Source organism: Pseudomonas sp. Au-Pse12 (assembly GCF_021341665.1).
GTDB lineage: Bacteria > Pseudomonadota > Gammaproteobacteria > Pseudomonadales > Pseudomonadaceae > Aquipseudomonas.
This window is the reverse complement of record NZ_JAJTTH010000004.1, coordinates 619,956-643,881: the sequence shown is the minus strand read 5'-3', so window position 1 is coordinate 643,881 and position 23,926 is coordinate 619,956. Positions and strand designations below refer to the sequence as shown.

General features: G+C 63.7%; 18 protein-coding genes. 2 read left to right on the top strand and 16 right to left on the bottom strand.

What is annotated here, in order from left to right:
* Positions 1 to 23: 23 nt before the first annotated feature.
* Genes mdcH through mdcA form a run of 7 tightly spaced genes read right to left on the bottom strand, consistent with a single transcriptional unit; the run spans position 24 to position 6,073 of the window.
* Complete coding sequence (mdcH, locus tag LXM55_RS14795; RefSeq protein WP_233321015.1) at positions 24 to 959, bottom strand: malonate decarboxylase subunit epsilon; 936 nt, start codon at positions 957 to 959, stop codon at positions 24 to 26.
* Complete coding sequence (locus LXM55_RS14790; protein ID WP_233321013.1) at positions 956 to 1,582, bottom strand: malonate decarboxylase holo-ACP synthase; 627 nt, start codon at positions 1,580 to 1,582, stop codon at positions 956 to 958. The genes mdcH and LXM55_RS14790 overlap by 4 nt, the downstream gene beginning before the upstream one ends.
* Positions 1,579 to 2,382, bottom strand: coding sequence for a biotin-independent malonate decarboxylase subunit gamma (gene mdcE / locus LXM55_RS14785; RefSeq protein ID WP_233321012.1), 804 nt, complete (start codon positions 2,380 to 2,382; stop codon positions 1,579 to 1,581). The genes LXM55_RS14790 and mdcE overlap by 4 nt, the downstream gene beginning before the upstream one ends.
* Positions 2,379 to 3,230: a biotin-independent malonate decarboxylase subunit beta gene (locus LXM55_RS14780; RefSeq protein ID WP_233321011.1), complete on the bottom strand. Its 852-nt coding sequence runs from the start codon at positions 3,228 to 3,230 to the stop codon at positions 2,379 to 2,381. The genes mdcE and LXM55_RS14780 overlap by 4 nt, the downstream gene beginning before the upstream one ends.
* A complete protein-coding gene (locus LXM55_RS14775; RefSeq protein WP_047289704.1) occupies positions 3,223 to 3,522 on the bottom strand; it encodes a malonate decarboxylase subunit delta in 300 nt (99 codons plus the stop codon). The genes LXM55_RS14780 and LXM55_RS14775 overlap by 8 nt, the downstream gene beginning before the upstream one ends.
* Positions 3,522 to 4,397, bottom strand: coding sequence for a triphosphoribosyl-dephospho-CoA synthase (locus tag LXM55_RS14770; RefSeq protein ID WP_233321010.1), 876 nt, complete (start codon positions 4,395 to 4,397; stop codon positions 3,522 to 3,524). The genes LXM55_RS14775 and LXM55_RS14770 overlap by 1 nt, the downstream gene beginning before the upstream one ends.
* Positions 4,397 to 6,073 carry a malonate decarboxylase subunit alpha gene (mdcA, locus tag LXM55_RS14765; protein ID WP_233321009.1) on the bottom strand — a complete coding sequence of 559 codons (1,677 nt, stop codon included), beginning with the start codon at positions 6,071 to 6,073 and terminating at the stop codon, positions 4,397 to 4,399. The genes LXM55_RS14770 and mdcA overlap by 1 nt, the downstream gene beginning before the upstream one ends.
* A 419-nt stretch (positions 6,074 to 6,492) precedes the next feature.
* Here mdcA and LXM55_RS14760 point away from each other — a divergent pair, with 419 nt between their 5' ends.
* On the top strand, positions 6,493 to 6,750 hold the full coding sequence (locus LXM55_RS14760) for a hypothetical protein (protein WP_233321008.1): 258 nt from the start codon (positions 6,493 to 6,495) through the stop codon (positions 6,748 to 6,750).
* 39 nt (positions 6,751 to 6,789) lie between these two features.
* Here the strand turns inward: LXM55_RS14760 and LXM55_RS14755 are convergent, their stop codons facing one another.
* The 7 genes from LXM55_RS14755 to LXM55_RS14725 form a co-directional block, all read right to left on the bottom strand.
* Positions 6,790 to 7,035: a hypothetical protein gene (locus tag LXM55_RS14755; RefSeq protein WP_233321007.1), complete on the bottom strand. Its 246-nt coding sequence runs from the start codon at positions 7,033 to 7,035 to the stop codon at positions 6,790 to 6,792.
* Positions 7,036 to 7,133: 98 nt separating this feature from the next.
* Entirely contained in the window at positions 7,134 to 8,039 is a 906-nt protein-coding gene (locus tag LXM55_RS14750; protein ID WP_233321049.1) for a hypothetical protein, read from the bottom strand.
* Between the two features lie 154 nt (positions 8,040 to 8,193).
* Positions 8,194 to 9,099: a hypothetical protein gene (locus tag LXM55_RS14745; RefSeq protein WP_233321048.1), complete on the bottom strand. Its 906-nt coding sequence runs from the start codon at positions 9,097 to 9,099 to the stop codon at positions 8,194 to 8,196.
* A 154-nt stretch (positions 9,100 to 9,253) separates the two neighbouring features.
* A complete protein-coding gene (locus tag LXM55_RS14740; protein WP_233321006.1) occupies positions 9,254 to 13,072 on the bottom strand; it encodes a hypothetical protein in 3,819 nt (1,272 codons plus the stop codon).
* Entirely contained in the window at positions 13,069 to 13,851 is a 783-nt protein-coding gene (locus tag LXM55_RS14735) for a DUF4123 domain-containing protein (protein WP_233321005.1), read from the bottom strand. The genes LXM55_RS14740 and LXM55_RS14735 overlap by 4 nt, the downstream gene beginning before the upstream one ends.
* Positions 13,848 to 15,938 (bottom strand): type VI secretion system Vgr family protein, encoded by a 2,091-nt coding sequence (gene tssI, locus LXM55_RS14730; RefSeq protein WP_233321004.1) that lies wholly within the window; start codon positions 15,936 to 15,938, stop codon positions 13,848 to 13,850. The genes LXM55_RS14735 and tssI overlap by 4 nt, the downstream gene beginning before the upstream one ends.
* Positions 15,939 to 16,021: 83 nt before the next feature.
* Entirely contained in the window at positions 16,022 to 16,540 is a 519-nt protein-coding gene (locus LXM55_RS14725) for an Hcp family type VI secretion system effector (RefSeq protein ID WP_072452493.1), read from the bottom strand.
* A 440-nt stretch (positions 16,541 to 16,980) separates the two neighbouring features.
* Here LXM55_RS14725 and LXM55_RS14720 point away from each other — a divergent pair, with 440 nt between their 5' ends.
* On the top strand, positions 16,981 to 17,541 hold the full coding sequence (locus tag LXM55_RS14720; RefSeq protein ID WP_233321003.1) for an NADAR family protein: 561 nt from the start codon (positions 16,981 to 16,983) through the stop codon (positions 17,539 to 17,541).
* Between the two features lie 12 nt (positions 17,542 to 17,553).
* Here the strand turns inward: LXM55_RS14720 and LXM55_RS14715 are convergent, their stop codons facing one another.
* Both LXM55_RS14715 and LXM55_RS14710 read right to left on the bottom strand, forming a co-directional pair.
* Positions 17,554 to 18,003: a chemotaxis protein CheW gene (locus tag LXM55_RS14715; RefSeq protein WP_233321002.1), complete on the bottom strand. Its 450-nt coding sequence runs from the start codon at positions 18,001 to 18,003 to the stop codon at positions 17,554 to 17,556.
* The gene (locus LXM55_RS14710; RefSeq protein WP_233321001.1) at positions 17,996 to 23,911 is read right to left on the bottom strand and encodes an Hpt domain-containing protein; all 5,916 of its coding nucleotides are present in this window, start codon (positions 23,909 to 23,911) and stop codon (positions 17,996 to 17,998) included. The genes LXM55_RS14715 and LXM55_RS14710 overlap by 8 nt, the downstream gene beginning before the upstream one ends.
* Positions 23,912 to 23,926 lie beyond the last annotated feature (15 nt).

Here is a 23,926-nt window from a genome sequence, read left to right as displayed (position 1 = left end):
CTTCGTCAGCCTGAGTCGGTGCTCTATCGGTCGCGGCTTCCCTCCTCACTCAACAGGGCTTGCAGGGTGTCCAGGCGCGCGCCGTCGAAAGCGATCACCGTCCCTTGGGCAAACACCCGGCGGGCCAGCCCGGTCAGTACCGCGCCGGGAGGCAATTCGATCTGCAGGCGTACCCCGCGCTCGTAGGCGCTTTGCACGGTGCCGCGCCAGTCCACCACCCGGCACATGTTGAACGCCAGGTCGTCGCGCAGCTGCTCCAGCGTGCGCAGCGGCCGCGCCCGGCTGCCACTGAGGTAACCCAGCACGGGCATCTGCAAGGGCACCTCGGCAAAGGCCGCGGCCAGGGTCTGGGCCGGTTGCTCCAGCAGTGGGCAATGGGACGGCACGCTGACCGCCAGACGCTTGGCCACGCCGACTCCGCAACCCCGAGCCAGCTCGGCCACCGCCTGCATCGCCGCATCGCTGCCGGCGATCACCACCTGGCTGTCGGCGTTGATATTGGCCAGGTACACCGGCGTCTGCGGGCTGTGAACCTGAGCCAGCAGCCCTTCCACCGTCGCCAGGTCCAGGCCGATCAGGGCGGTCATGCCATAGCCCTGTGGATACGCCTGCTGCATCAGCTCGCCGCGCAGGCTCACCAGGCGCAAGGCATCGGCAAAGCCCAGGGCCCCGGCCACCACCGCCGCCGGATAGGCACCGATGGACAGGCCCGCCACATAGTCCGCCCGGAGCGGCGCTTGCAGCAGGGTCCGGGCACTGGCCACGCCGGCGATCAGCAGGCACAGCTGCACCGCCCGGGTGCTGGCCAGGGCCTGGGGCGAATCCAGCCTCAGTACGTCTTCCCCCAGGACCTCGCTGGCTTCCTGCAGGCAGGCCCGGGTTTCCGGGCTTGGCGACAGACGCTGGAGCATCCCCGGCTGCTGCGCGCCCTGGCCCGGAAACACCAACAGGCTGCTCATGCCACCTGCTCCAGAGGGCACCAAGGGTCGCTGACCAAGCGCGCGCCCTCGGCACTCTTGAGCAGCACCCGAGGCGCCGCTCCCGCCCATTCACGCAGCGCCACGGCCCCGGCCGGAACCTGCAGTTGCAGGTCCACCGGGCACTCGGCGTGCTCCAGCAGGGCCAGCAGTTCCCGGGCCTGAGCCCGGGAAAAGGGTTCCGGCGTGCGCAGGATCAGGTCCAGGTCACTGTGCTGATGCAGCGCAGCCACCCCAGAGGCCAGCTCGAAACCGGCACTGCCGCTGACGCCCCAGACCAGGCCCAGGGCATCCAGCTCGCCGCGCAGTTGCTGCAACGCCTGAAGCGCCGGCAATGAGCGCGAGCCGCGCACATGACACAACGCTTCGGGACGCACCCCACGCTGCACCGACTCCAGCGCCAGCAACGCCGGATAGCGTTGCTCGCGCCTGCTACCGCGCAGGCCGACCGCGATCTGCCCCGGCGCCGTCAGCGCCCGCCGCACCACCACCGGTTGCCCCGCCTCCAGCACGGCAAAGGCCCAATCCGGCGCGTCGGCGGCCAACTGCGCCGGGGTCATGCCCCACAGCAGGTCGTGGGGCAGCCAGGGGCCGAGGCCGTTCACCATTGTTCCCGCAGCAATTGGCGGACCCGGCTCGACGCCGCCCGGTTCGCCGCCCCCAGCCGGCCGATCAGGTCGACGCTCGTGGCCCGTACATCGGCGATGGCCGCCAGCAGGCATTCCTCGACCGCGACCCGATCCTCGGCCGTGGGCTGTTCGACCTGCCGCACCGACAGGGTTTCCCAGAGCAGGCCCAGGCCGGCGTAGCTGTCGATGTCATAGGCCATGGGCGGCACGCTGGCGGCCAAGGCTTCCAGCTCCTCGACGCTGCGCAGGGTGACCCGCGCCGCCGAGGCCTTGCCCATGGCGTGCACCATCACCCCCGGGTCGCGCAGGGCGATCAGGCGGTTGGCCTGATACCCGTGGGCCAGAAAGGCCCCGGACATGGCCTTGCCCACCAGCAGGGCAATCACCGGGTGCCCGGCCAGGCGCGCCCGGGCATAGCTGTCGGCGGCGGCGGCCAGGGCCTGATGAATGCCCAGGGCCTCTTCACGCCGGCCATAGGCCTGGCTCGGCACATCGACAATGGCGACCAGCGCCCGCTTGTGGGGCTGGTCGCGGTCAGTGTCGATCAACTCATCCACGGCCTTGGCCAGGCCCCAGCCTTCCAGCAGGCCGACTTCACCCTGGCGGGCACGGGGAAAACGATTCTCCGGGTCAGCCACCACGGCGATAAAACGCACTGGCTGCCCCGCCAGTTCGCCATCGGCCACCCGCAGCGACGGCGGCAGGCCGGCCACCGGCGTGGCACCTTCACTCAGGGCGTTGAACCAGTTCAGGCCCCGCAACGAACAAGCACTCATGAGCGGTCTCCTTGATACAGATCGCGAACCGTCGCGGCATCGATTTGTGGCGTGGTGTCCAGACGGGCCAGACGTTGCAGGTAGTGTTCGGCCTCGCGGCTGCGTTGCCGTTGCGGCAAGCCGAGGGCCAGCAGCTCGCGGACCTGGGCCTGGATCTGCGCCACGTTGTCGGCCACATAACGGTCCACCAGGCCGCTGGCGAAACGCTGCTCGCCGCCGGTCAGGCTCCAGATGAACGGTCGGTCCCGCGAGTCGTATTCCTCAAGCCCGGCTTCCTGTTCGATCACCTGCGGGCCGTTGAGCCCCAGGCGCGCTTCCTGGGTGACCAGCAGATAACTGCACAACCCGGCGGCAATCGACATGCCGCCAAAGCAGCCGACGCTGCCGGCCACCACGCCGATCACCGGCTGGTACTGGCGCAGGTCGACAATCGCCGCATGAATGTCGGCAATCGCCGCCAGCCCGAGGTTGGCTTCCTGCAAGCGCACGCCACCGGTTTCCAGCAGCAGCACGGCCCGGGTCGGGATGCCGTTGCGGTTGTCCTCGGCGGCCAGTTCCAGGGCACCGGCGATCTTCGCCCCGCCCACTTCACCCAGGCTGCCGCCCTGGAAGGCGCCTTCGATGACGGCCACCACCACCGGCCGGCCGTCGATGCTGCCCTTGGCGATCACCACCCCATCATCGGCCTGGGGCACCACGCCCTGGCGCGCCAGCCAGGGCGACATGACCCGTTGGAACGGGTCCAGCAGCTCGCGAAAACTGCCGGCGTCCAGCAAGGCCCGAGCGCGCTGCCGGGCGCCCAGTTCAACGAAGCTGTGCTTGTTCAACAGATGTGCGCTGTCAGTCATGGCCGATCTCCTCGAAGCCCTGTTCCAGGCGCAAGCGCACCACCCCGGGGGTGGCACCGAAATCATGGATGTCGATCAGCAGCGCCGGCGGTGTCTGGCCGTCGAACATGCGCTCGAACAGGTGCTGCCAGCGCGAGGCGCTGCCATTCACCGAGGTCTGCACCTGGATCGTCAGCTTGCCGGGCTGCCCCGGCTCCAGCAGCACTTCCAGGTCGCCGGAGCCGACACAGCCCACCAGGGCGCGGCCACGGCCGGGCTGGCCGGCGGGGAATTCAAAGGACAAGGTTTCCATCAGTTCGCTCCCTGGTGAAAGGCATCGGCGGATTCGATCCGGTCCAGCAGCAGGCTGGCCGCCAGCAAGTCGGCGGCGCCGCCGGGCGAGGCATTCAAGGTCAGTAGTTGCAGGTCCAGTTCGTGCAGCCGGCGGCGCCCGGCGAGGCTGGCGCTGCCACCGGCATCGAGCACCGCCCGGGCGCCCTGCTGCATGGCGTGCAGGCCCTGTTCACCGGCGCGGTAGAGCACGCAGGTGTCGGCCAGTTGGCTCATGATCGCCAGCAAGGCATCGAGCCGGGCGTTCTGTTCGCCATGGCCCTGGGCGCGGCTGCGCTTGAGCTGCGGCAGCCCCCGTTGCAACACGGCGGGAAAGCCTTGCTGGGCTTCTTCGCGGGCGCCGTGCACGCCGTAGCGCAGGGCTACCTGGGCGCCATGGCTCAGGGGCCGTGGGGCATAACGATCCTCCAGCAGGGCCAGGCGCGCGGCCCGCAGCGCGACACTGCCGGCCGCTGTGGCTTGAGGCTCCAGCGCGGCCGCGGCCACCAGCAGGCCCAGGGCCCAGATCGCCCCGCGATGGGTATTCACCCCGCCGGTGGTGGCGAGCATGGCCTGCTCGCCTTCGCGGCCGATGCGCCCCAGGGCTTCGCGCAGGGGCAGGCCGACGGCGCCGAACGCCAGCGCCGCCTCGGCCATTTCCTTGAACGCCGGCCACAGGGCCAGGGCCGAAGCGTGCATCAGGCCCAGGTGCAGGTCGCTGTGGGCGCCATTGCCTCGGCGGTCCACCAGGGCCGGCTTGGGCGACAGGTCGGCCTCGTCGATCAGCGCGTCCACCGCCAGGTCCGCCAGGCGCTCGGCCAGGCTCAGGGGGTGTGATTGCAGGTTGAGTGCGTGCATTACCAGCTCCTGAACTTGGCGGGTGGGTTGTACAAGCCACCGGACCACTCCACCAGATCGGCGACGCTTTTCGCCGCCAGCAGCTCGCGGCTGGCGTCGGTGCGGCGGATGCCCAGGTCTTCGGGCAAGGCGATCAGGCCTTCACGGCGCATGCGCGCGGTGTCCTTGGGGTTGTGCCGCAGGCCGATGACGGTGACTCCGGCCACGGCGGCGATCATCGCCTGGCGTTCTTCCAGGGAACGGGCCTTGTACAGGTAGGCGATGCCCTCCTCGGTCAGCAGGTGGGTGACGTCGTCGCCGTAGATCATGATCGGCGCCAGGGGCATGCCGCTCTTGCGCGCCACGTCCACCGCGTCCAGGGTCTCGACGAAGGTCGGTTTGCCGCCTTCCTGGAAGGTTTCCACCATCTGCACCACCAGCTTCTTGCCGCGCTCCAACATGGCCTGAGGGGCATCGCTCGGGTCTACGCGCATGTCCAGCCAGGCCGGGGTGCCGTGGCGCCGCCCGCGCGGGTCGTGGCCCATGTTCGGCGCACCGCCGAAACCGGCCAGGCGGCCGCGAGTCACGGTGGAGGAATGCCCATCGCCATCCACCTGCAAGGTGGCGCCGATAAACAGGTCCACCGCGTACTGCCCGGCCAGCTGGCAGAACATCCGGTTGGAACGCAGCGAGCCGTCGCGGCCGGTGAAGAACACGTCCGGGCGCGCGGCGATGTAGTTCTCCATGCCCAGTTCGGTGCCGAAGCAATGCACGCTGTCCACCCAGCCGCTTTCGATGGCTGGGATCAGGGTCGGGTGGGGATTGAGGGTCCAGTTGCGGCAGATCTTGCCCTTGAGCCCCAGGGATTCGCCGTAGGTGGGCAGGATCAGCTCGATGGCCGCGGTGTTGAAACCGATGCCGTGGTTCAGCGACTGCACGTTGTGTTTTTCGTAGATGCCGCGAATCGCCATCATCGCCATCAGCACGTGCACCGGCTTGATGTGGCGCGGGTCACGGGTGAACAGCGGCTCGATGTAGAACGGCTTGTCGGCCACCACCACGAAATCCACCCAGGACGCGGGAATGTCGACCCGGGGCAGCTCGCTGACGTCGTCCACCAACTGGTTGACCTGGACGATCACGATGCCGTCGCTGAAAGCCGCCGGCTCGATCAGCGCCGGGGTGTCCTCGGTACTGGGGCCGGTGTAGATGTTGCCGGCGCGGTCGGCCATGAAGCCGGCGGACAGCACCACATTGGGGATCAGGTCCACCACCAGCCGCGCATAGAGCTCGATGTAGGTGTGGATGGCGCCGATTTCCAGCAGCCCGTCTTCCAGCAACTGGCTGATGCGCAGGCTCTGGGTACCGGCGAAGGAGAAGTCCAGCTTGCGGGCGATGCCGCGCTCGAACAGGTCCAGGTGCTCGGAGCGGCCGACGCTGGGCATGATCATGTGCAGGTCATGCAGCTTGGCCGGGTCGGCCTTGGCCAGGGAGCGGGAGAGAAAGTCCGCCTGCTTCTGGTTGTTGCCCTCCAGCACCACCCGGTCGCCGGACAGGATCAGCGCCTCCAGCGCCGCGACAATCTTGTCGGTCGGCAACACCACGCCATCGGCGAGGGCCCGCACCTGCTCGAGGCGGCGCTGCTTTTCGCTGCGCCGCCGCGACCAGCGCGCGTCGGGGGAAATTATTGTTGTCATGCTCACTCCACGGGTTCGCTGTCGTGGCAACAACCTTAGGAGTGAAAACGGGGGGCATCAATCAAGCGCGGCGTTGGATCGTTACGCTGAGGGTAATGATCGAGTCGAAGGCCGGCTGTAGGTAATGGCAACACATTGGCGGTTGTTGCAGCGCAGGGGGAACCGCATAGTTGCCCGGTCGCCGATGCATCGGCGGCCGATCTTAGCCGGTCGAGCCTGTTCACGGACGCACAAGCGCTTGCCTATAATGCCGGCGCTTTTTGCTGCCTGGCATTTTGCTATGGCGGCTGTGCGCGGGACACCTTCGGGTGTGCCGGAGGTTCCGTGAATTCCTCTGGTCGGCTAACCCGCGTGCAGCTGCCACCCTCTTTGTTTAGCCGCAAAAGGTAGTAGCTCCTCAAAAAACACGGAGGTGCGCTATGTCTGATTTCATCCCGCTACACAGCAATCTCACCCCTACCCCAGTGTTCCACCTCGACCGCGACGCCCCGGCAGCGGACTTGCACGGCGGCGCGGTGCAACGCATCAAGGCCTCGCGCGACCTGCTGCACAGCCTCAACTGCCTGAGCCTCAAAGGCGTCGACGAACGCGACCTGAACCACTTCGTCAACGCCGCCCACCTGCTGCAAGACGGCTGCGATGCCCTGGACGCCTTGCAGTGGCGGCTGGAGGCGTAAAGGCCTCGGTCAAACCTGCCCGGTTGGCCTCCTTGGGGGTCAACCGGCGGTCTTGTCTTGCTCCTGCGCGGGCTCCGACGAAGGGCCCATCCAGGTGCCATACAGCTTCTTGGTATTGATATAGGCAAACAGCCCTACACCGAGGGCGAGCACCAGGAATCCCCAATAAGCCTTGTCACTCCATTGAAAAGCCACCCACGCCTTGTACAGAAAAAACCCGACAGCACCGGCTCCCGCAAGACCGAGCACCGAGATGAAAAACCAATAAATCAAACGTTCTGCCATGTTGAAACGTCCTTGCCTCATTAATTAAAAGTACCCAGTTATTGCTGCCTGCCAGGGTGAATCAACTACTCGCTTCGCCTCCCTCCAGAGCACTGGTTTCAGTCACGGTATTCCACATGCCGGGCCATCAGATTGGGCCGGCTGAAGGTGTCGATAGCATCAATCTTCCCCAGCATCTCCTTGACCTTGGCCTTGAAAGTTTCATCGTCCATATCGATCCAGTAACGCGGTGGGCGTTGGTGTTGACGGTCGTATTCGGCGGTGACCGGGTCCAAATGGCGAAAGGGCTCGTACTTGGGAATATCGGGCAGGGGACGGCTGACATCCATGAAGTTCTGGAAGAAGTCCCATAAGGCGCAGGGTCTTTGCAGAGAGTTGTCGGGAGCGATCAGATTGTTGAAGTTGATACGAATATCGCGGTAACGATGAATCAGGAACAGACCATTCATGGGCGAGCCCTGACGATCCGGGCTGGTGACGATATAGGCATCGAACTCGTAGAACGGAGCAGTGACCTCATCAATAACGCCTTCTTTTTTAAAGCGTTTGTAGTCGAAGAATGTGACTAGACCCGTACGACGATTGAGTTCCCAGAGAGGGCCCTTAGGGGGGCGAAACCAGATATACGGAAAATAATTAACTACAATGTGCCCTACAAGCCAACACAGAAGAGGAATACCCAGTATCCAAGAGAAAAACCCTTTTAATGCCTCTATAGCTAATTCAATCGAATCTCCTTCAATCGAGAGCATCCCAGAAAAAAAAGACAGAAGAGAAATAGGCAGCAAAACTATAAAAGCCAACATACCAGCACTATTCATCAGCAACCAAAACTGAGAGCGAAATGGTAACTGAGCATACCTAAACTTTTCTTGATCATACCTCTGATGAAGTTCAACGCCTTCTAAAGGCGGCGACACATAAGTACCATTAGATTTTTTTATGATTTTTTCTTTTTCAGCCTTTTCCCAAAAGCGCATGCTTTCAGGTTTTGGATCTTGCATGATACGGCTCGGCGCTACTTCCTGAGTATTTCCCCAAGGTAAACGTTGGCCTGAAAACTTAAGTAGCCAGCTTCGCTCTGTGGATTCGGATTGATCTGGGACATGTCCTGGACTGTACGCCATCCGCCCGTAATAAGTTTGTGATGCAACTAACTCACTCATTGTATTGCACATGGTTTGCCATCAAGTTTGGGCGATTAAACGTATCGATAGCATCAATTTTCCCGAGCATTTCCTTGACCTTGGCCTTGAAGGTTTCATCGTCCATATCGATCCAGTAACGCGGTGGGCGTTGGTGTTGACGGTCGTATTCGGCGGTGACCGGGTCCAAATGGCGAAAGGGCTCGTACTTGGGAATATCGGGCAGGGGACGGCTGACATCCATGAAGTTCTGGAAGAAGTCCCATAAGGCGCAGGGTCTTTGCAGAGTGTTGTCAGGTGCAATCAAGTTGTTGAAGTTAATGCGAATATCGCGATAGCGATGGATCAGGAACAGGCCATTCATAGGCAGGCCCTGACGATCCGGGCTACTGACGATATAGGCGTCGAACTCGTAGAACGGCGCTACTACCTCATCGATAACGCCTTCTTTTTTGAAGCGTTTGTAATCGAAGACGGTGACAAGGCCGGTGCGACGATTGAGCTCCCAGAGAGGGCCTTTAGGGGGGCGAAACCAAATATTCGGAAAATAATTTACGACAAGACTACCTATCCCCCAACACACAAGGGGAACACCTAATACCCATGAGTAGAGATCAACAAACATATCAACCGTAAACTGCCACGGAGTTTTTTGTGATGCAGGCATAATAGTAAAGTGGGCTAAAGCCATGAACACTAATAGAATTACAAAAACCCATTTACACCCCCCCCACATAAACAACCAAAACTGCGAGCGAAATGGAAGCTGAGCATACCTAAACCTTTCTTGATCATACCTCTGATGAAGCTCAACACCCTCTAAAGGTGGAGAAACATAAGTGCCATTATTTATTTTTATTATTTTTTCTTTTTCAGCCTTTTCCCAAAATCGCATGCTTTCAGGTTTTGGATCTTGCATGATACGGATTGGCACTACCTCCTGAGTACTCCCCCAAGGTAAACGCACTCCTGTAAACTTAATTAGCCAGCTTCGCTCTGCCGATTCAGATTGACCTGAAATATTGTCAGGACTGTATGCTTCTTGTCCGTAGTATTGCACCGGCTCTAATAAATCATTCATTACTTGACACCTTATGGGCTTTTTCATCGGCCCAAAATGGGAGTTCAGTCTTATTAAAGTTGGCCTTAGCATGAGCTGGCCCATAAAGTGTTGGATCCTTAACTCCCGGAGCAGGAAAATGGCGGCTTTCTCCACTGCCCTTCAATATAAGTTGTGCGCGAACCGCCCAGTACCAGTTACGGGTTTTGAAGGGAGATGGATCTGTATTGGCAGGAGGGGTAGAAAAATAGAGTTCAAGACTGTCGTTGAACAGCCGCTGAGCCTTGGGTATCGAACACATGATGGGTGTTTGAATATCAGTACGGTAGGGCGAGCCTTTGATGCTGTAGTAAGTAACTGTTTCGCAAAGTCGACAATCAGCCTCAATATCAACGCTCCCCAAGCTGCCAAGTAAACCTGGAAGGCGGCTTTCTATACGAATCAAGGTATCGGCACTACGTACTGAGTGGGGCACTTCCTCCCGAGCGTCCAATTTGGCATTGGGCTCGAAGAGCGGGTTGCGCCCAACGGTAATGCTGATGCCCGCGAGCACACCAAGCAGGCGGTAAAAGGCCTCTTGCGGATCTTGCAGGTGTTGGTTTGAGGAACCGTCTCGGCTTCCAAAAGGCCCGACATTTAACCAATCTTCCAGTGGGGTGCTGCTCAACCAGAGCACAAGACCAGAGCCGATGCCGATTAATAGCAAAGCCACCCAATTCAATGGGTGCATGCCAAGTACCGGGGCCATGCCGCTGAGCCAGCCGGCGGCGACACTTGAAAGTGCACCGCCGGCCATTAGCAGATAGCCATACATGGCCTGATCGTTCCATTGCCAGGCATACCAGGCGTCATAGATACTTACCCCGGCAAAGATCAGACCTCCGATCGATTGAATAATCAACCGGGCAGACAAATCTTTTGTTATAACTTCTCCTAATGTACTACCTAGTCGCTTATTTAGTGCTTCACCGGAAACTGTATAAAACGCTCTTCTTGTAAAAATTTCTGTTGATTGACTGCCTGTAAACTTTATAGTCAAAGCTTCCATCGCAACAACTAAGTCAATGTAAGCTCCAGCTGTACTTCCTACGGCCCTTAGCTCGCCTTTTTCCCTAATATTTTTTTCTTTGCTTTGCACCTCCGCCCTTACATTCCACATCTCCAACATCAACACCGCCGCCGCAAAAGGCCGGCTGTTCAACACTCGCCAAGTATGAATTTTCTCCCGCTGCTGACTTATATGCTCACGAGCATCGTTCAAGGCGCTTCTGGCGCGGGTGCTGTTTGCCGCGTCAGCCGCGGCGACGGCGTCTGCCTGTTGGGCGGCGTTGATCTGTTGGTTCATCTCTCTGATCAACTGAGTGACGGGCGCACTGACCGGGATAGCCAGCACCAGATGGTTGGCGCTGGTCACGCCCGTTGCCGGCATGCGCGTGCGGTTGGTGCTGCCCAGCACCTCGCCCGTTGGGCTGAGAAACTCACCGTGGACGGTGATCGCTCTTGCCTGACGAGTGGGCAGGTCCTGCAGGCCGAACAGGTAGAGATCCTGGGTTACCGCTGCGCGCCGTACAAAGTGAGCAAGCGCAAAGGTGTCGGGCAACATGCTGCGTAGTTGCTGCACGCCACGACTATGCAAGGCAATGTTGACCGGCCTCGCCTCCGCTCCCAGGCGCTGGCGCATTTGATTCAACCGTTCATTGGCCAAATGGCTGGCGGCTCTGCTGCCGGCAGCGGCTTTCTCGGCCTGTTTGGCAGCATTGCCGAGAGTAGTGGTCGCGGCCAGTGCGGTGTCCACGGCGCCTTGCAGGTTTTCGAAAAAAACGATCAGTGCGGCGCTGGTATTTTTGCCGTTGGCCGTGAGAAAGGTGTCCAGGCGACCTTCGACCAGCAGTTTGGCTAGCAGGCCGCTATCCAGCAGTGTCTGTTGCGCGGGGGAAGGTGGCGTCTGGTTTTCATGCTTGGCCAACTCGGTCGGACGAAAGCAGCCATCGCCTAGGTTTCGGTCATTCTGGGTCGGGACCTTGTAGGGCACGCAGACCGTTTCCACGTCGCTGGCCGGCCACAGCATCTGGTGCCAGGGCGAGGCCGTGTCTTCGGCAATACTGCTGAGCAATTTCTGCGCACGGCTGGCCTTGGGGCTGTACAGGCTGACGCCGGTCACGGCATCCACCACGTCGCCAGTGGGCGACAACGGGTCGAGGCGCCCCGGCGGCAGGGCGATGCTAGCCATGGCCTGGCTCAGGGTGAACAGCGCGGCCAGGTAGTCGAAGCCCTCCAGGCTCAGGTGGTCGGCGAAGGTTTGTTGGGTAACGCCCTGCTCCAGGCATTCGCTCAGCAGGTCCTGGGCGCTGTTCATGTGCTGCCAGACCATGGCCCGCTCGACGGTGGCGGTGCAGCGGTTGATGGCCTGCTTGCCTGTGTCGTTGAGTTTTTCCATGCCGGCATGCAACGCATTGGCCTGCCCCGCGAGCTGGCGTGGCACCACCAGTTGCTGCACCAGCAGCGCGCTGCCGTGGTTAGGCTCCTGGGCGGCTCGGCGGGCGCAGAGCATCAGCAGCTGGTGATGAGTGTTGAGGCGCCTGTGCAGGTGGCGCACGCGGTAGCGTGGGTCTTCCAGCAAGACGCCGCAGAGTTGGCGTTGCCGGGCCGATTCGAGGACGTCGGCCACGCTGTCCTGTGCCTGCCATAAATCGGCTTTTTCGCCCTCCGCTTCCGGCTTGCTGCCGGGCTTGGGTTCAGGCGCCGGCAAGGAGGCTTGCAGGGCATCGGCGATGGCGGTCAGCTCCAGTGAAACCGCATGGGGCTGTTCAGCGCTGCCTGCAATGCAGGCGTCGAGGAAGGCCTTGGCCTGGGTGCTGGCCTCGATGGGGAATTGTCCGGACAGGTCGCACAGGTAGCTCCCCGGGTGTTCGAGCATCCATTCGTAGCCCGGCTCCCGGGGGCGTTGCGGCGCGGTCACGCTGACCGGGAAGGCGCTCGACTGAAGGTTGAGCCAGGTGGTCCTGGCCTGGGCCACGGCGCTCTGGTTGGCGGCGTTGTGCACATCAAAACTGGCAAAGGCCTGCAACATCGCCGCGCCGTCCGGCAGGTTCTTGTACAACCGCTTGAAGCGCTGATCGGCGCTGCGCAGGTCGGGGCTCCGGCAGCGAAGGCCACGCAGCTTGGCGTCCTGTTCCAGGCGCCGCAGGCGGGGCGCGCTGAGCTGAACTTCCGAGAAGCACAGCTGCAAGCCATCCACTGGCCGGTTGTTCCAACTGGCCGGCAGCCAGATGTCGTCCAGGGCCTGGCCGCTGGCCTTGCGTTCACCCGGCTTGAAGCCTTCACCCTGACGATATTGAGTGACATAGATGTCGTGGTAAGTGGTCTTGCCGCCCTCGATACGCACTTCGAGCTCACGCCACAGCTGTTTTTCATGAAACACATAGACGTAGCCGTCACGCGCCAGTACCGGCGTGCCGAGGTCGTAGGCGCTTTTGCTGCCGGGCAAGGCAACAAAGGGCAGCACCGGCACCACCTGGTTCCACTGGGCATCGCTCTGGCGGGGCGTGGGGCGCAGGTTGTCGAGCAATGGCAGGCGAATGGGCGCGCCCTGGGTGGTGGCGATTTCCAGGCACAGTTGGCCCTTGGCCAGGCCGGCACTGTCCCAGACATGCAACACACTGCTGCAGCATTCCTTTTCCAGGGTTTCCTGCTCGCCCTTGAGCGGGCTCCGGGCTTGATCCAGCAACACCAGCCTCTGGCTCTCGGGATGGTTCTTGCCGATGACCTGGACAATCAGCTTGCCAGCCTCACAGGCCGGGCCCGAACTCAGGCTGTTAATGGGGGCGCTCATGTCAGGGACTCCTTGTCGTGCAGATAGCGTTGCAGCAGCTCCAGGCGTTCCTCGTTGCTGACGCTTGGCGTAAGAGGAGGCAGCTCATGGTGGGGATAGCCTGACCGCAAGGCCAGGAATGTGTGCAACTCCCCGGCCTGGACAAAGCCGTTGTCGAGGCCTTGGTCCAGGTACTGGCACGCCTGGGCAAAGGCCATATCGCCCTGGTTTTTCCACCACTGGTAAACGAAGTGCTCTTTGCGTTGGCGCTGCAACGCTTGTTCCTCGCGCGGGCCGAGGCGTGCCGGAACCTGTCCGCGAATGGCTTTCCAGTGTTCGGCATCAGGGTTGTCCACGCTGAACCAGCGCTGCTCGCCCCGAGCCTGATCCGCCCAGGTGCCGCCATACCAGCGCACGTGCGAAATAGGCCCCAGCCACGTGGCGCGGCTTTGGGCATCGTCGAGAGTGAAGAGGTAACTGGCCGTGGTCGGGTTGGAGTAGCGCAACACCCCCTTGCGATCCTCGCCAAAACGCACCAACAGGATGTGTCGCAGGTGGCTCAGCAGGGTCTGCGTGGACGCAGCGCTGTCGATGATCAGCCCCGGCCACAACCCTGGCTCCTGGCTCACGCATTCAAGGAGCCGGGGGTTGTGCGCAGTGTCCAGCCAGAGAGGACTCTGTTCGCGGCACTCCGCCAGTTCGGTGGAGTCGAACAGCAGCGTGGGCGAAGGATCATCTGCCCCCTGGTAGATCTTTTCCAACACCTGCTCGGTGCGCTCCAGCAGCAATGAAAACGTCATGCCGAGGCCCCGGCCAGCAGGGCTTTCCTGCAGGGGCAATCCTGCAACGGGCATTGCATGGGCGTACCGCCCTTGGGCTTCTGGCACAGCTCCACCAGTGGCAGCTCTTCCTTGAGGCGCTGTTGCAGCAAGGCCCCCGGCTTATCCCCATCCGCCTGCCGCAACGGCCCCGGCAACAACGGCGCCGCACCACTGCCGCTACCCGGGCTGCCACCGCCGTTGAACTTGACCTGGGCGCCGCCGAAGACCACGCCGCCGGCGTCGATCTTGATCCAGCTGCCGCCGCCCTTGAGGGTCAGTTCGCTGCCGGCTTCGAGCACCACTTTCAGGCCGCTGGCCAGGTGGATTTCCTGGCCGGCCTCGACGAACAGGCCACTGCCGATCTTCAGGTGCTGGCTGCCGGTGATGCTCAGGTGATCGCTGGTGCGCGCTTCGACTTTGCGATCGGCGTGCACGGTGTGGTGTTCTTCAGCCTTGAACTCGCTGTAGCTGTTGGCTTCCACCGTGTCGTGGCGTTGGTGGCCGACGCGGATTTTCTGGTCGTGCTCGATGTGTTGATCCCAGTCGCGCTGGGCGTGGATGAATATCTGCTCCGCGCCTTTTTTGTCTTCGATGCGCAGTTCGTTGAAACCGCCACCCCCTGGAGAACTCAAGGTCTTGAAGGTGCTGCGGGTCTTGTGTTGCGGCAGCGGGTAGGGAACCACGTTTTCCTTGTGGTACAGGCAACCGGTGATCAGCGGCTGGTCGGGGTCGCCTTCGAGGAAGGTCACCAGCACTTCCATGCCCACCCGGGGGATGGCGATACCGCCGTACCAGGCGCCGGCCCAGGCCGAGGACACCCGCAGCCAGCAGCTGCTCTTGTCGTTGCCCTGGCCGTCGCGGTCCCAATGGAACTGCACCTTGACCCGGCCGTAGGCGTCGGTGTGGATGTCCTCGTCTGGGGGGCCGGTGACCTTGGCGGTCTGACTGCCGAGAATCCTCGGCTTGGGGTGTTCCAAGGGCGGGCGATAAGGCACGTCCCAGGGCATGACGGTGAAGCGGTTGCGGTAGCCCTGGTGAAAGCCGTCCCGCGGCGGCGTGTCGCTGGTGATGGACTCTTCCAGCACCTGTGGCTGACAGCCTTCATGGGTGATTTCAGTCAACAGCCAGAGGTCGTTCCAGGCCGGATGGGGGTGCCCGGTCAGGGCCAGGAAATGGCCGCTGAGCAGGTTGGACTGGTCGCTGCGGCCGCAGGCCAGGCGGTAGTCGCTGCGGTGGCGCTCCAGGGCCCGCCGGGCCAGGTGCTTGCCGCGCTCGCGGTCGGTGAAGCGACCCGGGTAGTCGTAGTCTTCGAGGTCAGGCTCGCGGCTCTTGCCTTCGGGTTTGCAGGCCGCTTGCATGTGCAGGCGCGGTTTTTCGAAGTCGTAATCGCGGCGGGTAACGCGATGGGGGCGGGTTTCGAAACGCAGTTCGAAAGCCTTGATCACCGGGTCGCTGGCCACCAGCCCGGAGTCTTGCCGGTACGCCACCGGCGCCCGTTTCGGGAACACCGTCTGGTCGTCGCCGAACACCAGCAGGTGCCCGTCGCGGCTGTGCTGGAAGTGGTAATGGATGCCTTCTTCCTCGCACAGGCGCTGGATGAAATGCAGGTCCGACTCGTCGTACTGCACGCAGTACAGGCGTTCGGGGTACGCGGTGCCCAGGTGGAACTGCTGGCTGTCGCCGAGAATGCCGTGCTCTTGCAGCACCTGGGCGATGATCTGCGGCACGCTCAAGTGCTGGAAGATCCGTTGGTTGATGCGCTGCTCCAGGTAGGCCAGGCGCGGGCGCAGGCTGACCTGATAGTGAGTCAGGCGCCGGCCGCTGTCTCCTTGGGCGATGCGCTGGATCTGCCCGTGGATGCCGCCGCCGTCACTGGCCAGCTGCAGGAAGGCCGGGGTGTGGAGCAAGGCGTCGAGGTCCAGGTTGGCCCGCTCGCAGACCAGTTCCAGCTCAAAGACGAAGGGTTGGCTGATGCGTTCCCGGCCCTGCAGGGCCAGCACCTGGAACCCCGGGTCCGGGCCTTCCAGGGTCAGGCTGAAATGCGTCTGGTCGGCGGCTGCGAACATTCCCTGTTCCTCGAGGCGGGAGGCTGAAAAAGGCCCCGGCCAGCAGAGCTGGCCAGGGCGGTGTAGCGGTCGAGCGGCCTTCCTTAGCCGGCGACCGGAGTACGCCAGTCGTCGGAGCCGGAAGTGCCGGAGACTTCGTGGGTCCAGGTGATCTTGCGGTAGGTGAAGTGCACGTCTTCCAGGTGGGTGAAGTGGGAATTGCCCGGGTCCTGGCAGTTGTGCATGTAGTCCTTGATGTCGACGATGATCGCGTCCTCAAGGGTGGTGGTGTAGTAGTGCTCCTGGGTGCCGGCGGCGGAGGTGCGATACCACTGGATGACGATTTCGGTCAGGCGCTCGCCGGAGGTCAGGGCCGCCAGCAGCAGCGGCGAAGCCTTGTCGAAGACCTTGGTGATGATCACCGGTTTGTGCACGCGCTGGCCGGTGGGCTGGCCGGACTGCGGGTCGCGAGGAATGATCACTTCGTGCTGGAAGCCCTGGACCATGACCTGGTCTTCGTGACCTTCCTGATAGGTGTTGCCGACGGAGTCGGCGGTAAAGGCCCCGGCGGTGATCAGCCCCTGTTTGGTGCCGGTGACGGACATATACGCTGGCGTTGCCATGAATGCTCTCCTTGCGAGTCACTGAAAAATGCCCCCGGCGAAATCGCCAGTGGGTACAGGAGTGAGTACAAGGTCTGTGCCAGCCATGGATTAGTGCTTGTGAATCAATTGGTTAGGTGTTTTTCTGGGTATTTCCAGAGGATTTTCCGCGCGAATACCCTGGAAAGTGGGCAACATGTTGCGCAGTGCCGCGCAAGATCTTGCGCAGCCGATTGCAGGCCTTGCCAGGCTAGCCTCAGAGAGGCTTATGCACAGGGTTATCCACAGATGTGAGCGCAACATGTTGCGCACTTCGCCTGCTCTTCGGCGTCCGGCTCCTGGCCCCTGCCCGGTCTTTCACAACAGCACGTCACGCGGATTGGCGTCCTGCCGGGCGGCGGTACACAATGCGCGCCGGACCGGCCAAAGAATGGCCTGGACAGACAATGATGAGAGTCAGCATGGACACACCGATTCGCTCGAACCAGGCACTGCTGGAGCAGATCAAGCAGGGCCTCAAACCCGACTACCTGATGTTCTGGGGGCACCAGCCGACCCGCGACGGGCGCATCTCCCCGAGTTGCTTCAGCCAGTGGTTCGCCACCGGTTTCGAGCTCGAGGGCATTCACTACCCCAGCGCCGAGCACTTCATGATGGCCGGCAAGGCCCTGCTGTTCGACGACCAGGAAACCCACGGGCGCATCCTCAAGGCGACCACCCCGGCGGACGTCAAACAGTTGGGTCGCGAAGTGCGCCGCTTCGATGACACGCAATGGCAGGCCGCGCGCTTCGACATCGTGGTGCGCGGCAACCTGGCCAAGTTCAGCCAGCATCAAGCCCTGGGTGAATACCTGCTGTCCACGCGGGACCAAGTGCTGGTGGAAGCCAGCCCGGTGGATCGGATCTGGGGCATTGGCCTCGCAGCGGACGATGCCAAGGCCAGCCGGCCAGAGCAGTGGCGCGGCCTGAACCTGCTGGGGTATGCGTTGATGGAAGTGCGGGACAGGTTGCGTGCTGCCTGAGGCGAAGACGCCTTAAAGGCTCCCCACCAGCAACTCCTCCAGGGCCAGCAGGTCCGGCACCTTGACCACCTGCTCGGCTACTTGCACCGCGGCCTTCTCCAGCGCTGCCAGGGGCACATCGACATAGCTCAACTGGCTGTCGAGCTTGCAGGAACGGGGAATGCCCTGCACCAGCAAGGCCATGAACTTCAGCTCCGGGCGCCCGCCCAGGGCATTGAGCACGACGATCCGCGCGCGCTCGCCAATCACCGTCTTGGCGCCGCAGGCCGACTCGAAACTGATCAACGCAATCCACCGCTCGCGCCACAGCACCCGGCCCAGGTACCAGGGCGGCGAATCCAGGTCGAAGGCCCCCTGCTGATAGTCGATCAACTCGGCCACGGCCACGTTGGGCAGGATCAGGGTACGGTCGGCCAGGGGCAGCAGCAGCCCGGTCAGGGTGCTCGCGCGGTGATCAAGCATGGGTCTTGCTCCACAGGGCGATGCTTTCCAGCAGCACCGACTCTTGATAGGGCTTGCCGAGGTAGTCGTTGACGCCGATGGCCATGGCCCGGTCGCGGTGTTTCTGCCCGGTGCGGGAGGTGATCATGATGATCGGCAGGTGCTGCAGGCGCGGGTCGTTGCGTACCTGGATCGCCACCTCGAAGCCGTCCATGCGCGGCATCTCGATATCCAGCAGCATCAGGTCCGGGGTGTGCTCGGCCAGCAGCGCCATGGCGTCGACCCCGTCCTTGGCGGTGAGCACGTTCATGCCGTGGCGCTCCAGCAGACGGCTGGTGACCTTGCGCACCGTGACCGAGTCGTCCACCACCAGCACCAGCATCGGTCGGGCCGGCGCCACTTCGCCGGCCGGCTCGTCGCCCGCCAGGCGCGGCTGCGGCGCCTGGGCCTGCAAGGCGCGGATAGGCGCCAGCAAATCGAGAATCAGCACCACCCGGCCGTCACCGAGGATGGTCGCCCCGGACAGCCCCTGAACCGCGGCAAACTGTGGCCCCAGGCTCTTGACCACGATCTCCCGGGTGCCGGCCGTGGCATCCACCTGCACGGCAATGCGCTGCTCGTTGCAGTGCACCAGCAGCACCGGCAACGGCAGCACCTGGCCCAGCAGTTTCGGCCGCGGCACGGTGTGCAGCAGCTCCCCCAGGTAGCACAGGTCATACACTTGGCCGGCGTATTGATAGCGCGGCGGGTCGAGCTGGTAATAGCCGTCCAGCTCGCCGGGCAGGACCCGGACGATGCCTTCCACGGTGTTCAGCGGAATCGCGTACTGCTCATCGGCGCACTGCACCATCAGCGCCCGGTTGACCGAGACGGTGAACGGCAAGCGAATGCGAAAGTGCACGCCCTGGCCGGCAATCGAGTCGATGCTCATGCTGCCGCCCAACTGCCGCACCTCTTCATGGACCACGTCCATGCCCACCCCGCGCCCGGAGATCTGGGTGATTTTCTCGGCGGTGGAAAAACCCGGCTGCATGATGAATTGCAGCACCTCGCGGTCGCTGAGCTGCGCCTGGGGGTCCAGCAGGCCGCGCTTGATGGCCTTGTTGCGCACCGCTTCCAGGGGCACCCCGGCGCCATCGTCGCGCATGTCGAAAATGATATCGCCGCCCTCGCGGGACAGGTCGAGGCTGATCCGCCCCTGCTCCGGCTTGCCCGCCGCGCGCCGCGCCTCGGCCGCCTCCAGGCCATGGTCGACGGCGTTGCGCAGCATGTGTTCCAGGGGGGCGACCATGCGTTCGAGCACGTTGCGGTCCATTTCCCCTTCGGCGTTGCCGACCACGAATTCCACGTCCTTGCCCAACTCTTCGGCCACCTGACGGACGATGCGCTTGAGCCTCGGCACCATGCGCTCGAACGGCACCATGCGCGTGCGCATCAGGCCTTCCTGCAACTCGGTGTTGATCCGCCCCTGCTGCTGCAGCAGGTTCTCGGCGTCGTGGTTGCGCCGGTCGAGGGTTTCCTTGAGGTCCAGCAGGTCCGAGGCCGACTCGAACAGGGCCCGGGACAGTTGCTGCAGTTGCGAGTGGCGGTCCATTTCCAACGGGTCGAACTCTTCATAACCCAGGCGCTCAGCCTCCACCTGCTGGCGGCTGAGAATCCGCCCCTGGGTCTCGGTGTCCAGGCGGCGCAACTGGTCGCGCATGCGTTCGATGGTGGTTTCCATCTCGCCCAGGGTCGTGCGCGCATCGTTGACCTGCTGCTCGATACGGCCGCGAAAGATCGAGGTTTCGCCAGCCAGGTTGACCAGGTCGTCGAGCAATTCCGCCGAGACCTTGACCATGTCCCCCGCCACTGCGGCTTCCGCCGTGGGCGCAGCCAGCTCGGGCTTGGCACTGGGCAACGGCGTTTCCGCAGCGGCGTTGGCCGCCACTCGCGGGTGGCTCAGGTCGTGGATCGCCTCGATGAGCTTCTGCGCCGGTTCGATGGGCTGGCCGGCGCGGGCGGCATCGAGCATCTGCGCCAGGCGGTCGTGGCTCTTCTGCAGCAGGGTGAACAGCGCCGGGCTGGGTTGCAGCAAACCGGCGGACAGGCCTTCGAACAAAAATTCCAGCTCATGGGCCAGATCGCCGATGGGGGCGATCTCCACCATCCGCGCACCGCCCTTGAGGGTGTGCAGGTCGCGCAACAGGGTTTCCACCTCCTGGCGGGCCTGGGGGTCGGCCTGCCAGCGGGCCAGGGCCGCGGCGGAACTGTCGATGATGTCGAAACCTTCTTCGAGGAAGATCTCCAGCAGCTCCGGGTCCTGGGCCGCGCTGTCTTCCTCGACGGCGCTTGGCGCCACCTCGGTGGCGCTGGCGGCCTGCTGGCGGTAAGCCCGCACGGCCTCGATCTGCGCCCGGGATTCGTCCAGCGGATGCTGCCCCTGCAACTGCTCCAGCAGCAGCGCCAACTGCTGGTGGCTGCTGCGCAACAGCAGGCCCAGGTGCTGGCTGTGGCTGTAGCGGCGGTCCACCAGCCCCTCGTACAACGACTCCAGCTCCTGGGCCAGCTCCGCCACCGGGGCCACTTCGGCCATGCGCGCGCCGCCCTTGAGGGTGTGCATGTCCCGTTGCAGGGACGACAGCGGCGCACCGTTGTCTGCATCGGCCAACCAGCGCTGCAAGGCGTGGTCGGCGCTGTCGAGGATGTCCACGGCCTCTTCAAGGAAGATTTCGACAATCTCGTCGTCCGCCTGCGCAGGAACCGTGGCCTGCTCCAGGCGGGCGGTGGCCGCGCCCAGCTCACTGATGCTCAGCGCACGGCTGCCATCGCTCTTGATCAAGCCGGTCGCGGACGGGTCCAGGCCTTCATCCAGCAGTTCGCGCAGGGCCTGCAGGCGTTCCGGACGCGGGCTGACTTCCTGGCCCGCCGCCAGTTCGTCGAGCATGTTGATCAAGGCTTCATGGGCGCTTTCGGCCTCATGGAAAAAGCGCTCGCTGACCGCCAGGCTGCTCTCCTCCACCGCCCCATAGAGATCGAGCAAGGCTTCGCACAGCTCGTCCACCGGGTGCAGGTCGGCCAGGTGCGCGCCCTCGCCCAGGGTGGTCAGTTCATCCAGCAGGGCACTGAGTTCCTGGCGCTCGCCGGGATGCTGCTGCCAGCCGCGCAACAGGCTTTCGGCGTCCAGCAGGATGTCCATGCCCTGGGCCAGGAAGTCATTGATCAATTGCGGGTCGCGCTTGGCCCGGAGCGCGGTGTCCGGGGCATTGAGCAGGGTTTCCAGGCGTTCTCCGAGCAGCGCCAGGACGCGCCCCACCAGCGACCGGGCCCCGTCGATGGGCGCCAGCGGATCGCTGTCCAGCTGCCGCAACCCACGGCGCAGCAGGCCTTCGGCCTCCAGCAGCAGCTCCACTTCGTCCAGGTCCAGGGGGATCAGGTGCGCCCGGTACTCCCGGGCCAACTGGTCGAAGGGGCCGGCCAGCTCGGCCATTGGCAACACCCCGGCCATCGAGGCGCTGCCCTTGAGGGTGTGCAGGGCCCGTTGCAGTTCGTCGCTGACCTGCAGCGGTACCTGCTCGGCGGCCTGATCGAGAAAGCGGTTGATGCTGTCCAGGTGGGTCTGGGCCTCGGTGCGGAAGATTTCCAGCAACTGCGGGTCCAGGGCCTCGTCCTGAACCGCCGTCGGCAACGGGCCTTGCGCGCCGTTGGCCAGGGCATGGGCGCGGGCGGCCAGGCGGTCGACATCGTCGCGCTGGCGCTGAGCCTGCCCGGCGAATTCGGCGATCAACTCCGGCAGCAGTTGCAGGGTGTCGGCCACCAGTTGCTGGACCTCGACACCGGGTGCCACGCTGCGCTCCAGTACCCGGTTGAGCAGGTTTTCCACGGCCCAGGCCAGTTCGGCCAGCACCAGCGCACGCACCATGCGCCCGCTGCCCTTGAGGGTGTGAAAGGCCCGGCGCAGCTCGCTCAGGGCGGATTTCCCCTGCGGGTCCGCAGTCCAGCGCGGCAGGTATTCGCGGAGCATCTCCAGCACTTCCTCGGTTTCTTCGAGGAAGACTTCTCGCAGTTCGTCATCCACCGGCTCTTCATCCCGAGGCGGCGGCAGCAGGCTGCCCGGGGTGATCAGCGCCGGCGGGTTGAGGGCCGAGACCGGCACCGCCAGGACATCCGCCAGCGACTGCGCCACCTTGGGCTCGCCCAGCTCTTGCGGGGCCTCCAGCCCCGGGGCTTCGTCGGGGCTCAGGGGCTGGTCCGGCAACGGCAGTTGCTCCACCGGCACATAGCCGAGGGCGAGCAGGCCCTGCTGGGCCACATCGAGGATCTTCTCCCCCGGCGCCTCGTGGTCCTCGCTCAGGCGTTCCAGGTAGTACTCCAGGCTGGTCAGCACATCCGCCAGATGGTCCAGTTGCTGCCAATCGGGCCGGGCACGAGTCGCCAGCAGTTGCTCGACGATGAACTGGTGGCAAGCCTGCATCAGGCTCGCCGCGCGCGGCAGCGGAATCATCGCCAGTGCACCGCGCACCTGGGTCAGCAACTCGGGCAGCGCCAGCAGGTGCTCCAGGTCCCAGTCAGCCTCGATGCACTCGGCGATCAGGTCCTTGGCCTGTTGCAGGCAGACCCGCGCCTCCTGGATCACCAACTGGTGGATCTGGGTCAGGTCGGTGGTGGGCAGGCGGCTTTCCTCGCGGCTCTCCGGCTCCACGGTGCCGGCCATCCCGGCCAGGGTCGCCTCTACATACAGCAGGGCCCCGGCCACATCCATCAGCACCGCATCGTCCGGCGCACGCTGGCCCTGGGCCAGGCTCTGCACCACGGCCAGCTGGTCGATGATCACCTTGCGCGGCTGGCCGAAGCCCAGCACCGCCAGGGTGTCGGCGATCTGCCGCAGGGGCGAGAGCAGGCCTTCCAAGTCGGCAGCGTGCTGGCGATCGCTGCGCACGAACAGGTCGAGGCGCTCCTTGACCCGCACCAGGCCATCGCACACGGCGGTCAACACCGAGCGCATGGCATCGCGGTCGGGCCCGGCCAGGCGCGCCCGTTCCTCATTCACCACCGCGCTGTCGGGCAAGGCGTCATCCAGTCCGTAACGTTCTTTCATGGTCAGCATCAATGGCGTGGGATGGCGCGCCTTGGCGATATAGAACAACAGGCTCTTGAGCAATTCGTCGGGGGCCGCTTGGTTGATCCCGGGCATCCCCTGTTCCAGCAGGCGCTTGAGCTCCCGGTCGGCATCCTTGAGCAGGCTGCGCACTGCCGGGCTGTTGGCGATTTCGCCGTGGCGCATGCCTTCCACCAAGGCCGAGGCGATATGCCACAAGGGCGCCAGCGGCGCGTCCTGGCACAAGGCTTCCAGGCGCTCGAAGACCTTGGCCATGTAGCCCAGGCTCTGTTCGTCGTCCTGCTCGCGCAGCAGGTCCACCAGGGCGGTCTGCAACATGTGCCGCAGCTTGCGCAACTGGTTGGCCAGCTCCAGCGGCTCCAGGGCGGCCAGGGCCTTGTCGCTCAAGGGCGGCAGGCTGGGCAGTTGCGGGCTGAACAGGCTGGTTTCCGAGAGCAGGCTTTCGCCGCGTGCGCTGCGCAGGTCGTTGAGCAACGGCAGCACCACCAGTGGCAGGTCGCGCCGCGCGCTCTGCACCCGGTCCAGGTACTGCGGCAACTGGCCGATGGCCTGGCGCAGCAGGCGCAGGGCTTCGTCACGCTGGGGCACACGTTCGTCTCGCAGGGCCAGGGCGAGTTTTTCCATTTCCTCGGCCAGCAGCGCGGCGCCGTAGAACTCCACCATCTGCAGGCTGCCATGGACCAGGTGGATGCCTTCCAGGCACTGGTCCATGGCTTCCAGGGCCTGGGGATCGTCCGCCAGATGTTCCAACGCCTGATGTGCCTGCTTGAGGGTCTCGGCAATTTCGCCCTTGACCCACTCCAGGGCTACATAGTCATGCCGATCAACCATCACCATTCCAGTCAA

Excerpts from the sequence above, each read along its gene's own strand:
- LXM55_RS14740 (WP_233321006.1), bottom strand. The coding sequence starts at position 13,072 with ATGAGCGCCCCCATTAACAGCCTGAGTTCGGGCCCGGCCTGTGAGGCT.
- LXM55_RS14745 (WP_233321048.1), bottom strand. The coding sequence starts at position 9,099 with ATGCAAGATCCAAAACCTGAAAGCATGCGATTTTGGGAAAAGGCTGAA.
- mdcH (WP_233321015.1), bottom strand. The coding sequence starts at position 959 with ATGAGCAGCCTGTTGGTGTTTCCGGGCCAGGGCGCGCAGCAGCCGGGG.
- LXM55_RS14775 (WP_047289704.1), bottom strand. The coding sequence starts at position 3,522 with ATGGAAACCTTGTCCTTTGAATTCCCCGCCGGCCAGCCCGGCCGTGGC.
- tssI (WP_233321004.1), bottom strand. The coding sequence starts at position 15,938 with ATGTTCGCAGCCGCCGACCAGACGCATTTCAGCCTGACCCTGGAAGGC.
- LXM55_RS14720 (WP_233321003.1), top strand. The coding sequence starts at position 16,981 with ATGGACACACCGATTCGCTCGAACCAGGCACTGCTGGAGCAGATCAAG.
- LXM55_RS14760 (WP_233321008.1), top strand. The coding sequence starts at position 6,493 with ATGTCTGATTTCATCCCGCTACACAGCAATCTCACCCCTACCCCAGTG.
- LXM55_RS14750 (WP_233321049.1), bottom strand. The coding sequence starts at position 8,039 with ATGCAAGATCCAAAACCTGAAAGCATGCGCTTTTGGGAAAAGGCTGAA.
- LXM55_RS14710 (WP_233321001.1), bottom strand. The coding sequence starts at position 23,911 with ATGGTTGATCGGCATGACTATGTAGCCCTGGAGTGGGTCAAGGGCGAA.
- LXM55_RS14735 (WP_233321005.1), bottom strand. The coding sequence starts at position 13,851 with ATGACGTTTTCATTGCTGCTGGAGCGCACCGAGCAGGTGTTGGAAAAG.
- LXM55_RS14715 (WP_233321002.1), bottom strand. The coding sequence starts at position 18,003 with ATGCTTGATCACCGCGCGAGCACCCTGACCGGGCTGCTGCTGCCCCTG.
- LXM55_RS14780 (WP_233321011.1), bottom strand. The coding sequence starts at position 3,230 with ATGACTGACAGCGCACATCTGTTGAACAAGCACAGCTTCGTTGAACTG.
- LXM55_RS14770 (WP_233321010.1), bottom strand. The coding sequence starts at position 4,397 with ATGCACGCACTCAACCTGCAATCACACCCCCTGAGCCTGGCCGAGCGC.
- LXM55_RS14725 (WP_072452493.1), bottom strand. The coding sequence starts at position 16,540 with ATGGCAACGCCAGCGTATATGTCCGTCACCGGCACCAAACAGGGGCTG.
- LXM55_RS14755 (WP_233321007.1), bottom strand. The coding sequence starts at position 7,035 with ATGGCAGAACGTTTGATTTATTGGTTTTTCATCTCGGTGCTCGGTCTT.
- mdcA (WP_233321009.1), bottom strand. The coding sequence starts at position 6,073 with ATGACAACAATAATTTCCCCCGACGCGCGCTGGTCGCGGCGGCGCAGC.
- mdcE (WP_233321012.1), bottom strand. The coding sequence starts at position 2,382 with ATGAGTGCTTGTTCGTTGCGGGGCCTGAACTGGTTCAACGCCCTGAGT.